At 30.8% G+C, this 13,515-nt stretch carries 15 protein-coding genes; all 15 read left to right on the top strand.

Annotated features, from left to right (window positions below):
* The first annotated feature begins 168 nt into the window (after positions 1 to 168).
* The 15 genes from ABC382_RS01105 to ABC382_RS01035 all read left to right on the top strand — a co-directional run bounded on the left by ABC382_RS01105 (position 169) and on the right by ABC382_RS01035 (position 12,998).
* Positions 169 to 1,548: an ERF family protein gene (locus ABC382_RS01105; RefSeq protein WP_412926508.1), complete on the top strand. Its 1,380-nt coding sequence runs from the start codon at positions 169 to 171 to the stop codon at positions 1,546 to 1,548.
* Positions 1,549 to 1,569: 21 nt separating this feature from the next.
* A complete protein-coding gene (locus ABC382_RS01100) occupies positions 1,570 to 2,448 on the top strand; it encodes a hypothetical protein (RefSeq protein WP_412926507.1) in 879 nt (292 codons plus the stop codon).
* A gap of 35 nt (positions 2,449 to 2,483) precedes the next feature.
* Positions 2,484 to 3,230, top strand: coding sequence for a single-stranded DNA-binding protein (locus tag ABC382_RS01095; protein WP_412926506.1), 747 nt, complete (start codon positions 2,484 to 2,486; stop codon positions 3,228 to 3,230).
* A 121-nt stretch (positions 3,231 to 3,351) separates the two neighbouring features.
* Positions 3,352 to 3,768, top strand: a complete 417-nt coding sequence (locus ABC382_RS01090; RefSeq protein WP_412926505.1) for a hypothetical protein — start codon at positions 3,352 to 3,354, stop codon at positions 3,766 to 3,768.
* 56 nt (positions 3,769 to 3,824) lie between these two features.
* On the top strand, positions 3,825 to 4,595 hold the full coding sequence (locus ABC382_RS01085; protein WP_412926504.1) for a PD-(D/E)XK nuclease family protein: 771 nt from the start codon (positions 3,825 to 3,827) through the stop codon (positions 4,593 to 4,595).
* 140 nt (positions 4,596 to 4,735) lie between these two features.
* Positions 4,736 to 5,392, top strand: coding sequence for a Fic family protein (locus ABC382_RS01080; protein WP_412926503.1), 657 nt, complete (start codon positions 4,736 to 4,738; stop codon positions 5,390 to 5,392).
* A gap of 113 nt (positions 5,393 to 5,505) precedes the next feature.
* Entirely contained in the window at positions 5,506 to 5,943 is a 438-nt protein-coding gene (locus tag ABC382_RS01075; protein WP_412926502.1) for a DUF7659 family protein, read from the top strand.
* A 49-nt stretch (positions 5,944 to 5,992) separates the two neighbouring features.
* Positions 5,993 to 6,505, top strand: coding sequence for a hypothetical protein (locus ABC382_RS01070; protein ID WP_412926501.1), 513 nt, complete (start codon positions 5,993 to 5,995; stop codon positions 6,503 to 6,505).
* A gap of 356 nt (positions 6,506 to 6,861) precedes the next feature.
* On the top strand, positions 6,862 to 7,368 hold the full coding sequence (locus ABC382_RS01065) for a hypothetical protein (RefSeq protein ID WP_412926500.1): 507 nt from the start codon (positions 6,862 to 6,864) through the stop codon (positions 7,366 to 7,368).
* An 83-nt stretch (positions 7,369 to 7,451) separates the two neighbouring features.
* Positions 7,452 to 8,768: a hypothetical protein gene (locus ABC382_RS01060; protein ID WP_412926499.1), complete on the top strand. Its 1,317-nt coding sequence runs from the start codon at positions 7,452 to 7,454 to the stop codon at positions 8,766 to 8,768.
* Between the two features lie 731 nt (positions 8,769 to 9,499).
* Complete coding sequence (locus ABC382_RS01055; protein WP_412926498.1) at positions 9,500 to 9,988, top strand: hypothetical protein; 489 nt, start codon at positions 9,500 to 9,502, stop codon at positions 9,986 to 9,988.
* A 464-nt stretch (positions 9,989 to 10,452) separates the two neighbouring features.
* The gene (locus ABC382_RS01050; protein WP_412926497.1) at positions 10,453 to 10,794 is read left to right on the top strand and encodes a hypothetical protein; all 342 of its coding nucleotides are present in this window, start codon (positions 10,453 to 10,455) and stop codon (positions 10,792 to 10,794) included.
* Between the two features lie 47 nt (positions 10,795 to 10,841).
* Positions 10,842 to 11,183, top strand: a complete 342-nt coding sequence (locus ABC382_RS01045; protein WP_412926496.1) for a hypothetical protein — start codon at positions 10,842 to 10,844, stop codon at positions 11,181 to 11,183.
* A 13-nt stretch (positions 11,184 to 11,196) separates the two neighbouring features.
* Positions 11,197 to 11,823, top strand: a complete 627-nt coding sequence (locus ABC382_RS01040; protein ID WP_412926495.1) for a hypothetical protein — start codon at positions 11,197 to 11,199, stop codon at positions 11,821 to 11,823.
* A 137-nt stretch (positions 11,824 to 11,960) separates the two neighbouring features.
* Positions 11,961 to 12,998: a hypothetical protein gene (locus tag ABC382_RS01035; RefSeq protein WP_412926494.1), complete on the top strand. Its 1,038-nt coding sequence runs from the start codon at positions 11,961 to 11,963 to the stop codon at positions 12,996 to 12,998.
* Positions 12,999 to 13,515 lie beyond the last annotated feature (517 nt).

The raw sequence follows: 13,515 nt of genomic DNA, 5'->3' as shown, positions 1-13,515 counted from the left end.
GAGCTTTTTATTTTGTATTAATTTGGTTTACCCCACTGAAATTAAAAAAATCATTATGGAAAAGAAAGGAGTGTTGCTATTAGTCAAATTTAAAGCGATTTAATCGCCTTTTAAATAGTCGATAGCATTACCACATTTATTAAAAATAACCGAGAAGGGAAGATTGACATGACTGAAAGTGCTTTAAAAGTTGTTGAAATGCCACAAACACAGCCAATTGAAAATGGTTTAACAGAGAGATTTAGTGTTATTCCTAAAGAACAACTTCAATTATTAAAAAAAATGACTGATATGCGAAAAGAAATGCCATCAGTTACAAAGAGTGGAGATAACGGTAAATATAAATTCGCTACAAGTGCAGATGTTTTAGCTGTAGTGAGAGATCAAATGGATAAGCATAACATCTTTTTAATTCCGAATATAAAAGAGAAAAATCTTCAAACTTTTGCTTTAGATTCAATGCAAAACGGTGTACCACATCGTAAGGTTACTTACTTTACAGAAATGTGGATTGAATACACTTGGGTTGATGTAGATAGTGGAGGAGCTTTAACAACAACTATTTACTCTCAAGGTATTGATGTAAATGGTGAAAAATCTGTTGGTAAAGCTATGACTTATGCCGAAAAGTATTTGATGCTTAAAACTTTCCAAATTCCTACAGATGAAGACCCCGATTTTATCAATGGTATAGAAGGGTTAAAAGGAAAACGGATAGTAACTACTGAACAGTTGGAAAGTGTTGATATGAAAATAAAAACACTGGCTAGGTTACAAGGTAAAAAACATGAAGATTTGATGCAGTTTATTTCTAGTGTAATTAATGGGACACCATTGCAATCTATTTCATTTGAACAATATGAACTGTTGACAATGAGACTTGATAAATCAATAGCCGATGAACAAGCAAAACTTAATCAAAATGCAAACCGTATAGAATCAGCTAGTGAGACGACTTTAACAAATCAAAATAAAGTTAATGCTCCTTCACAGCAAGAAATTCTAGAACTAGTAGCTGATAATGAAATGCTTGAACAAGTTACTGTCAATGGTTGCACAAAGATTAATGCTCACCGTCCAAGTTTGGAGTTAGATACTGATAAAGGAAAACTTCTTGTGCGTGATTTAGATGCAGTTAAGAAATTAGAAGCAATTAATACGCCAATTGTAATTGAAGGTGTAATCCAAAACCAATCGGGTTTTAAATTCTTGGTAAATATTCAGCTAGATAATATGCATGGTGCAATTTCTTCTGAAAGTAACGTAGTACAAACTTCGAATGAAACAGAAGTTTCTACTAAAGAAACACCGAATGGGACGTACTGTGAATTTCCATATCATTCAATCCGATTACGTAGAAAGCCAAACAATGCAGAGTATGCAACTGTGACTATTGGTAATGGTGAAGTCGTACATTGTGAAATAGAAGAAGATATTAAAATATTGCGAGATTTATCAGCCTTAGAGGTCTTTAGTTGTGAAGTTTATCCAGTGGATAACTTTAGGTTCATAAGAAGTGTAAAACCTCTAGAAGCGGTAAATGCGTAAGTAAAGAAAGGAATGGGTGTTATGGTATCTAATAAACCTAACCTACTACCCAATATTGTAGATGTAGCAGAAGAATATGGTCTTGTAATTAATCCTAGAACGTATGGAAAAAAGCAAGTTTTATGTAAATGCCCATTCTGTTTTGAGGATGCCCATAAAGGTGATAAATGGTATTTGTCTTTAAATCCCGATTTAAATGTCTTTAAATGTTGGTATTGCGGTTCAAACGGTTCAAAGGGAGGAGTATTACATTTTGAATCACTATTAAGTGGTAAAACACATAATGAAGTCAAAGAGAAATACTTTGATGGACGTAAAAATGTACATCCTGCCGAATACCTTGACCCAAAGCAATTAGAGAAAATCGGATGGAGAGATCGCAAACGTAAATCGTATGAAGATTTTAAAAAGAATAAAGATGTTATTTATCAACAATGGAAACAACATGAACGAATGCTTTTAATAAAATGGTTTGGATTCTTTCTTCTAGTTAGTCTGCGTAAAGAAGATGATGATTTACAGGAAGAAATGTTATCTTATTTACTTCATCAAATGAAAGTAGAAGGAATAATTCACCGCTTCCCATTAATTTTAGAGGAGTATATTAAAGACAATAATGAACGTTGTGAATGGGCTATAGAAGGGGCTAAATTAGCACGTGGTACTTTTAGCGTTATTCGTGAGCAGGGTTCATTTGAAAAAATGGAAGCTCACTACATGTTTATGTATTACTTCTATGAAATGAGTAATAAACAGGTAGATAATGCTACGAAAAATATGTATCGTATAGAGGAATCGTTAATCTTAAAGGCTGACTCTTACTTTGATAATGTAAATGGAATTGGTGTTCATCCATCATTCCCTTATTATGTTAAGAAAAAAGAATTGGTGAAAGCTTAATTAAAAAATTTTAAAAAACAGAGGAGAATTTAATTATGTATCATAATAAAGTCGTTTTAATAGGTAGATTAACAAAGGACATTTCAATTGAACCTGTAAATGGAACAATTGTAGGTCGGTCAAATCTAGCAGTAAATAAAGCATTTAAAATAGGTAATGATCGTTCTGCTGATTTCATCCCTTTACAAATTTGGGGCAAAATAGCTGAGACACATGCGAATTACATCAAAAAAGGAGATATGGCTTTTGTTGAAGGTCGTGTACAAACACGTTCTTTTGAAACAACAGAGAATGGCAAACCTAAAAAGAACTATATGCTTGAGTTTATTGTTGAATCAATCAAGTATATGGATAAAACAGCAAATGGCTCATACAATAATGTTGACTTACTAGGACGTTTGACAAAAGATTTAGAACTTGGTACATCACCTAGTGGCAAAAAGTATGCACGTGGTACTATTGCTATTCAACGTTCTTACAAGAATGCACAAGGACAACGTGAAACTGATTTTATTCCGTTCCAAGTTTGGGGTGATAAAGCTGAAACATATGCGAAGAACACTCAAAAGGGTTCTCTAATTATGTTAGGAGCAACTTTGCAAACTAGAACATATAACGAAGGAAACAGTAGTCGTTTTGTTATGGAAGTTGTAGGTAATACTATGACATTTCTTGGTGGAGTTAAAAAAGAAAATAGTGGTACTGACCCTAGATGGCAGTATGACCAACAAAATGAACCGCCTCAACAAGAAGAACAACCTTATTTTGGTGGACAACAATAAATAATTTAAAAGAATAAAAGAATGGTAGCATTAAATAATAGAGTTTACAATTAGTGTAAAATATCTATTATTTAGTGCTTTTTCTTTTTTTAAATGGAATTTAGAAGGGAATTAATTCAAAATGAAATCAACTGTAGAACTAAAACTAATAGTATGTTTTAAATATAAATCTTTAAAATTTAAGAATTTATCAAAAGAAGTTATATTGCAAATTGATGAATCAGTATTCAAAGCAGGAGGAATAGAATTACAAGAAGTAATTGAAAACCAAGTGTGGAAGCATTTAGTTGCTCAAGAAGCTGTCGCAAAAATAAATCGGAGGAATTATTCAGAAAGTAGAATCACCTTTAAAGCAACAGTAAATCATGTTTCTGAGGAAGCGGTAGTATTGTTGTCTAATTACTATTCCGAAGATGAATTAAGGTTGTTGGGTGAAGTAGATGTTGAAAAGGCTTTAGAAGTTGAATTATCGAAAAATGTGAAAAATATGGTTGAGTATAGAGTTTATGTCGGTGAACAGGAACTAACATTCAATTAACAATTATGGTTTGTAAATAGCATTCTGTTAGTTAAGACGAAAGGAGTGCTTAAAAATTGAAGGTAGAAAAAATGGTGGAATTTTCATTTTCAAGACTTCAATTATACGCTACTTGTCCATATCGTTTTTATTTAAAATATATTTTAAATAAAGAGGACAAAGTTGGTGTACCTGCACTACTAGGAAAAGCAACTCATACGGCTATTCAAACCATTCTTGAACTCTATCAATCAGAAGAATATATAGATGGTTATGCATGTATTGATGAAGCTGTATTAGTTGGTATGATGGAAGTTGGATTTGCAAAAGGAGTAAAGAGTAATCAAGTAGAATACTTACTTAAAAGAGCGCCTATTTTTAGTTTTTCAGAATTAAAGAAAAAGCAGGTGAAGGCAGAAATAGCTTTTTCATTGCCGTTCTCTCCCTTTGATTCGGAAATTCGATTAAGAGGTTATATAGATTATTATGATGGCTCAAAAATCATTGATTGGAAGACTAATCATAAGAGTTTCAATGCGACATCCAATTTTCAACTTGCAATTTATGCATGGGCAATAATGGAAACGTATAATTTAAGTGTAGTATCTGCTGAATTATACTTTTTACGATTTGGCTATGCTTCAAAAGTGACATACACTCGAAAAAGTGTTTCGGTTGCTATTAGTTGGGCTGAAAACCTTGCTTATAAAATAAATTCAATTTTAGAACAAGCAATAGAGTATGGGTTGGAAGCAGAAGAAATAGGTTCATGCTTTCCTGCTAAATCCAATGCAAATTGTAGCCATTGTCCATTTACAATCGAATGTTTTAATAAGCATGGGTTGTAATATGTGAATGCGAATGCAAAGACTATGGTAGTATTAGTGTATGACTCTTAATTTCCTGTATGGAAAGATGAAAGGGATTTTTGATACATTTAAGGACTTTGTAATTTACGAACAAAATTACAAAAAGGTGAGGGCTTAACATGGAAAATAAATTTAATTTAAGTGAGCGAGAATCAAGGTTTCTACTCAAAAAAGTTTTTGTAGAATTGATTCATGCAAACTCAAGACTTGAAAAGGTAAATACAACATTTCCTCAAACTAAAACGATTGTTGATGGTATGAGTGTTAGTGGTGTTAGTATGGATGATGTTCAGATTATCCTTAACCTAAGAAATGCATATCAGTATATTTTAAAAGAGAATGCTCCGTTTACTTTGGAGATCGCTAAAAAGATAAATTCGTTTGTATCATATAACGAATCGCTTGAATGGGGTGTTGTACGTACAGGAAACGTTGGTATTCACGGTGTGAATTACAAACCAAGTATTCCTGTTGAGAGTGAAGTTGCACAACGTATTACAGAAATACTTGCTGACGACACTGTATCTACAACCTATCGAGCATTAAAGTATATGTATTATGCTATGCGTACTCAAATTTTTTGGGATGGCAACAAGAGAACAGCTATAATTTCAGCTAACTACATCATGTTGATAAATGGTAATGGGATTCTTCATATTGAAGAATCAAAATTAGAAGTATGGAATGAATTGCTTTCCAAATACTATGAGACAGATGAAGTTGAAGAAATAATAAAATGGACATATGATAATTGTATTTTTGGACTTGAGTATTAATCATATGAATTTAAACCACTTAGTTACTACAAAGGTAGAATCTAAGTGGTTTTTATTTTTTTCTAAAATCAAAAATACAAATACAAATTTCACTTAAATCGGAGGAATAAAAAATGACAAATTTATATTCAGTGTTACTAAACAAACATAGAGAAGAATTCAATAGCCTTCCTTTAGCTTTTGCTTTTAGTGATAAGCAATTTGAAGAAGGTATGGGAAATTTAGGATTACAACCACATGAGGTAGACAAGGTTGTAAGTATTGGTGCAGGTGGCTTTATGCTTAAATCAGATAAACATAAATACGTTGATATGCTTAATAAACATGAAGAAGATATGCATTCTGCTATCAATAATAGTGAAACAGGTGAACAATTCATCTTTGATATGTTTAATTACGAACTAGCAAATCATGAATACATTATCACTTTCGAAATTGACGATGCAATTAGAGCTTTGGGATTGACAGTTGACGAAATTGAAGCGGATGAAAGACTTTCAAATGGATTGAAAAAAGCACGACAATATCAACGAGAAAATGCAATCTATTAAAACAGCATTTTAAATTATAAATGGATTATTAAAATTGGAGGAATTAATGATGAAAAACTTATGCCCACAATGTGACAATGAAAAAGGATATCTTTCTAACGTATATAAGGATAAAGAGACTAAGGAAATAAAAGCAATTTGTTCATCTTGTAATGCTGTTTTTAACACTACTTTTGAGCCGAATACACAACAAAATTTCGATAAAAAAATAGATGAAGAACAAGAACAGGAGCAAATAAAAGCATTATTAGAGGGTTGTACTTACCGATTCCCACCCGATTCATCAGAAACAGACGTTATACTTGCATTTCGTATGTTACTAGAAGATGGAAATGAGCCAACCAATAAAGAGGAATTTTACAGTTTATACGAATGCGTTATATCCAACTCTGTACATGAGTTTCAAACAGACGATTTACAAGAACTCTTAGATCGTCCAGATGAACTTTATTGGGATTACGGTGAAGGTGGAGATTGTGAGCCTGTAGAATGGCATGATATTGATTTTGATTTAAGATACTTCTACTTGATTGATGGAACTTTCTATTATTTTGTAGGATAAACATAATTAACAATGGGCAATAAATATACTAATGTATGAAGCAAATTAAATATTTTATATGAAAGAAAAAGCGTCTACTTTTTACAGTAGATGCTTTTTTGTTGTAAAAAAACACTCCATAAAAACAACACTAATCCAAAAGTCCTAATATTTCTTTATGTGAAATTTTAAAGTTAATTTTAAAATAAAATAGTTGTTTTTTTACGTAAAGTTTAGTTAAAATATAATTATATTTTCTTTTAGTAATAATTCTATTGGCTCAATGAATAATGCCAAAGGATGACATATTACATATTTCGAAGATATTACGATGAATCATAACCAAAATTAATATAAAACGTAAAGGGAGTAAGGGAGTGTGTTTTGGCTACATGGATATAATGTTAGATTTCCAAGAAATTAATTTTGAATGTACCGAAGTATACAAGTATGTGTATGATTTAAAGCCACTCGCTACATTAACAGAATCACAATTAATACGATTAGTCTTAAAGGACATTCAGTATTTGGTTAAATTAACACAAAAAGATTTTATGAATACAGAAGTGACACTGCATAATCAGAATAAATCGTTTAAAGGTATACAAGGGGCATTGTTAGAAGTAAATCAATACAGCCATGTTAAAGTAATTCAAAATCACAGTGAGGTTTGGATTAACATTAATGAGTATCTCCGAATGGCATACGAAGCGTTTAACTTGAACGTTAAAAGATACTTAATATTCGTTGAAAGCTTTCAAGAAGAAAACCCAAGCCTGTTAAGAAACTTTTCGCAAAATGAGGTAATACTCAGTGTTTGCAAAGAGATCGGTGAAGATATATTGCATATACTCGAACTACCTCAAACTAGTCAATGTGTATAATTCCTATTTACACAAATCATTTCTTTCCGTATAATTTAAATTAATTAAAAATCACGTTACGTGAAGTTGGGAGAAGGAATGATTTGAAATTAACTAAATTCAACTTGGAAAAAACCTCATTTTATAAATTTCTTTATGACTTACAAAGTATTGATGATTTAACAATTGAAAAATTTGAAAAAATGATGGAGCAGGATGTAGTACGCATTATAAACGGAACTAAAAATGATGTAGAAAAATACCGCTTCAACATTAAGCATGACGAAAACGAATTACTCAATTATGTTAAAGTACTTATTTCTAAAGAAGATATGACTCAAGATGAAATTTCGTTACTTTCTTTTGTAGAAGAAATTAATTCCGTTTTTCTGACAAATTTAAAGAGCTACTATAATTATATTCAATCCATAAAAATTGATTTGGCAACTGAAAGCAAGTTCAGTGGGATAAAAGTGAATCCGCAAAAAATTTTAGAAGTATTTAATACTATCTTTGATGCATTAAATGAACAGCTAGGAAAGAAAATGGTTTTTGTTGTTCCTAAGTATGATGCTACCCAAAGCGAAGTTGTTGGAATGGCAACTTCCTTTAGCTATGATTTAGTACAGGTACTACAAGCACAGGGTGAATATATTGATGCACAACCTGTAATTGCCGTGGATGCCGTGGATGATGAAGAATACATTGATAGTGATGAAGTGGCTCGAAAGGTAATTTCTTTTCTATCTGAGAACTTGAAAGATAAAGTTGTTAATCAAGAAGTTAAGGAATTAACGATAATGTGTTTCATGGACGTTATGTATTTGATGGAAGATAACACAATTGCTGAATTAGCTAACGAACAGCTAGTTATTCCTGTTGGTGATGTAGAAAAATACCTTTTGCAAACTGTACAGCAATTAGAAGGACTTAAAGTTTCCATAAATTTAAGCTTCACTGTAAGCTACGATAATGATTCAAATAGCACAAATGAAGAATGCCTAGTTTGCAGTCCTTTTATGATATCTTTATCATCCGAAGAAATTCAAGAACTTGCAGAAGAAGCGGAAGACGAAGAAGAATTTGTTCAGTTTTTTTTGAATGAAATAGATTCCCAAATTGAAGTTGTAAGGAGTTACGTCATTCAAGAGCTTCCTTACCTACTTCAAACGATAGGGGATGAAGCATTATTAATTTCATCGGTACTATCAAATTTTAAGCATGATGATACAAAAAACATGAGTAAAGTTTTTGCTGATATATCTAAGGCATCTATTCAATTATTGGATGGTATTTTAAATAATAATGAAGGTATAGAAATGATTCATATTGTCGAAGAACTGCAACGTATCTCTGAGTCGAATAATTTCTTAGAAGGTATCAAGGATGACAACGGTACACAGGACATCGAGAATAATTAATGCTTAGAAAAACAGATTACCTAAATGCCATAAAGGTAATTTGTTTTTTTATGTGAAAGATCATGGAACAATAAGTTGGGAAGGGATTATGAATATGCCGTTTGGATTAAATGTAATGCTACTAATCATAGCACTGACAATATTTTTAAATATACATATAATATGTTTCTCCTTTATTCGAGCTACTAAAAAGAAGGCGATTCTTGCATTCATGGGAATTAGTCTAGGTGGAGGAACTACAGTATTAACCACTATTTTAACTAGTCATTTATATTCAATGGAAGTATCAAAGTATTTTGAGTCAACTAAGAGAATGATATCTTTATTACTTTAGAACACTTCCATTAATTTTTAAATTTAAAATCAATTTGAATGAATTTATTGATTTTTTTTTCGGAATATGATTAGATTGATTTGTGGATATTTGTTTTTTTGGCAAAAGACAATGAAAACATGTAATTTATAAGTGATTTTTTTAGTAAACTATAAGTACAACTCAGACTGCAAGTTGGTCAAGGCAAATTAAAAAACAGCAAAAAGCATTCACCGCAATGACTAACGTCAAAGAAAGTGAATGCTTTTTTGCTACCATGAAAATAAATGTAAAAATTAAGAATTATACTTGAAATAAATGTGTTTTAGTCCGAAATAATTGTAAACAATATGTAGTAGTAAAATATAATTTTGATTCAATATATAGAATCTAATTAATAGAATTGGAAGGTGATAATATGAAGCGGAAAAAACGAAAAGAAGGGTTATTAACATTTCGAATTGAGCATGATTTAAAAGAAGACTTTGAAGATGTTATGTTACGTAACTCAGTAAATCGTTCAAAATTAATGCGTGAATGGGTTACAGACTATGTGAATCAAAATAAGTATCGTTACTTTGAAATTAAAAATGGGGAGTTTGTAGCTATTATAAGAGCGATAGGGGAAAAGCAAGCATACGATTTATTAAACAGTCAATACGGCAACCGCTTCGAGACTGACGTAAATTCCGCATTATGTAAAGAAGTTACAAGGAATTATGCATTAACGATGTTTGTTAGTAATGTGCGTCCAATGATCGTGGTAGGGCGTGAAGCAATGATGTTAAATACAGAAGAATTACTTAGTGAATTTGAAAACACTAAACTTATTGTTTTGTGTGAAAACAATCTCTATTACTATACAACAAAAGAACAATTAGAAAGAGAACAAACAAGACTGGCATAGATTACTTTGTTATTTGTTTGTATAAGGGATTTCATTCTTTATTTTCGAAAAGAAATGTGATAATATAAATATCAATTATACATTTTCTTTTAGACAACATTCATGAAGCCACTTAAACATCTTTTTGTTTAAAACTCTGCTTTTATGAATCAACTGTATATATTCACCTTCAATGATACTAATTAGTATTACAACGTGAAAAAATACAGTGCAGTTAAGGGGATAATCCTCTAGCAATTGTTTTCCACTAAATCACTACAAATGTGTTTAGTTTGGTATAAACAAAGACTGTATTTCACATGAATCGGTCAATAAAAAGAAAATGGATAATCCATGCAACAAACTAAAATATGGATATTTAAAGCTGATTATAGAATGCGCTCTTTAGCGTAAATTATAGTCAGCTTTTTTGCGTTTCATATTTATTCAATTGACTAAAAACAACCAAAATGGAGGAATTAACTATGTTCAATCAATCACAAAAGAAATCACATTTACTACAAAAAAAGGTACAAAACTTTTTACAAAAACAATTAGAAGGTATTGAAAAAGGCATTATTAAAGCATTTGGCGGTCTTACAGTTGGAGCAGTAGATTTTGATACGGCAGTAGAAGACTCACCCGAAGGCTTTGTAAATGTTGTTAAATGCTCTGTTTTCATGAAACATATGCCTAATTTGCCATTTATGGTAAGTGAAGTATCGTTTCCTGTAGAAGTTCATGACATGGAAATTTGTAAAGCATTAGCTTTATCAAAGGCACTTCACAAAGAGAGTGAAAAGGTAGATTTAGAAGTAGCAATCTAATAGAAATAGCAAATATAAAAAAACACAACCAAATGGAGGAATTAATTATGTTCAATCAAACTCAAAAGAAATCACAATTACAAAAAAAGGTATACAATTTTTTGCAAAAACAATTAGAAGGTATTGAAAAAGGCATTATTAAAGCATTTGGCGGTCTTACAGTTGGAGCAGTAGATTTTGATACAGCAGTAGAAGACTCACCCGAAGGCTTAATAAACGTTGTTAAATGCTCTGTTTTCATGAAGCACATGCCGAATTTGCCATTTATGGTAAGTGAAGTATCATTCGCTGTTGATGTTCATGACATGGAAGTTTGTAAAGCACTGGCATTATCAAAAGCACTTCATAAAGAAAGTGAAAAAGTAGACATGGATATTAAATCAGCATAATTAAGGAGTGCCTATGAAGAACAGTAAAATAATTAGTCTTCAATCAGCAAAAGAAAAGTATGGTACAGAAAATTGTACGATTTTATTTGTAGACCCATCTCAACTAATATTTAGAGATATCTACTTCAATCAAAGTAATATTGAAGGGTGGCTTATTGTTCAAACAAAAAGAACACCTTCTTGGTTCTATATTTATAATGTTAATCAAGAACATGTTATTTATTTGAACCAAAGATTAAAAGGACAAGAGTTACAATATCAAAAGAAATGTTACCAAGAGGAGTATGCTTATCAAGAAGTCGAATTAGTTGAAACACAAAAGAAACAAAAAATTCTTGAAGTGTTAACTAAAAAACTTGGTTTTACTCCTTTACTTGATAACGGATTAATATTATCTGCTTATGAATTGGAATACTTCACATGTCCAAAAAAAGCAATACTTTCTGAGGAAAGGGTTGCGGTTGAAAAAATGCACGATTTTGATAAAACCCATTTCGAAAAATATAAAAATCCTATTGAATATTATTTAGTTGAACATGCTAAATTTTTCATACTGGATTCTGAAAGTTGTGATGAAACTTATTACATTAAGGCATCCAATTGGAAAGTGGGGCAAAATCAATGCAAGCAACCTATCTAATAATAGAAGAAAGAGATATGTAATGAACATTATTACATTCTCTTTCTTTTTTTATGTAAATTGTGGTCTATAATTATTTAATTAAATGTCATATTAATTGTGGCATAATGAAAATAACAATCAACGGAGGATTTATTATGAAAGAAGAATTAAAAGAAAGTTTAAAAAAACTAAATGAAGCGGTTAATAATACTCAACATGATGTTAATGCAATAGCTGATTTTTCATTAATTAAACCTACAAGATTAAATACTAACAATATGGAGATATATAAAGGATTGATTGAAAATATAAAAAGAATGACCAAAGAAAAAAATCAGCTTGAAAATAGAATCTCATTTGATGACCTTATTAGTGATAATGTAGCTGTTCCGCTAGAGTTGGTCTTACTTCAATCAAAATTATCTATTACAGAAGAAATGGCATTGTATCTTGATAATATAGGACTTAATTTGCAAAAATTCGTAGTGGATAGAGGGAATTTTATGTATCCCCTGTATTATAATGATGGTATTTTCTATTATAGATTTATGTATGATTATAATATTTTATTGGAAATTATCGCTTGTGCTTCTAAATCAAAAGCTGATTATGAAAGAAATGATATAAATGATTTCTTTGCTAAACAGTTTATCCATATGATGCTTCAACTTGTAGAAGTTCACGACTTATTTAATTCAAAAGAATATAATAGATATCTCAGCTTGATTGATACTCCATTCAAATTTTGGGCTTTTAAAGACAATTTAGAAACCTTTACAAGTGATTCAACAAGCGATCAATTTGTAGAGTTATTTGCATATGTCTATACTCGCTCAGAATATGGTTTCGATGAATTGGATTGGGATGAATTAGACTGGCTTTTGAATGAAGTTACTGAAAGGTCAAATTTCCATTCTAATTATGTATTAAATCATATAGATGCTGATAAAGATGGATATATTAAGATATATCGTGGAGAAGGTTTAAAATCAACAGATATTGAAAATGCTCGATCATGGACATGGGATAAATCGGTTGCTCTAAAATTCGCAAACCGCTTCTCTCAAGGAAGTGGTACTCTGCATACAGCTAAAGTGCATGTAAATGATTTACTACTATGTATTGGAGGGAATGAAAAAGAGGTTTTAGTGACATATGATGTCATTGAGCTAATTGATTCCAAGTCCGTTTAAATGAATTAATAAACAAGTACCTACAGGTGCTTGTTTTTTTTATCATAAATGGGGTTCTTTAGGTTTTCTTGAAAAAAACATGCCGATATGATAGGCTTTAGATAACTTTTACTTTTCTTTTTGACATACTCATATATGCTATTCGGCATTTTTAATATGCTTAGTATTTTATGTTTTATGAGTGTTATGTATATCTACCTTCAATGTCTCTTAAATAAGTGATAAAACGTAGAAAAACATGACAAAAACCGTATTTACGGATTCCTGCGTATGTTCATCTTTTAATAATATTGATATTTTAGATTGAACAATGGCAAACGACACTTAAACACACTTATACAAGTGTATTTCGTTGAATGGCTAACAGGTCAAAGAAAAAAGTAATTGATGAATAATAAATAACATCAAATTTAAAGCGAATTGCTACTAAACCTTACTTTTAAGTTGTAAAAGGTTGATTAGTGATTCGCTTTTTTGCTTATTATTCTCTTATTAAAAATACTAGATGAAACTTAGG

Source organism: Lysinibacillus phoenicis (assembly GCF_047238325.1).
Taxonomy (GTDB): domain Bacteria; phylum Bacillota; class Bacilli; order Bacillales_A; family Planococcaceae; genus Lysinibacillus; species Lysinibacillus irui.
Note: the sequence above shows the minus strand (reverse complement) of the source record. Positions and strands in the feature narration are given on the sequence as shown.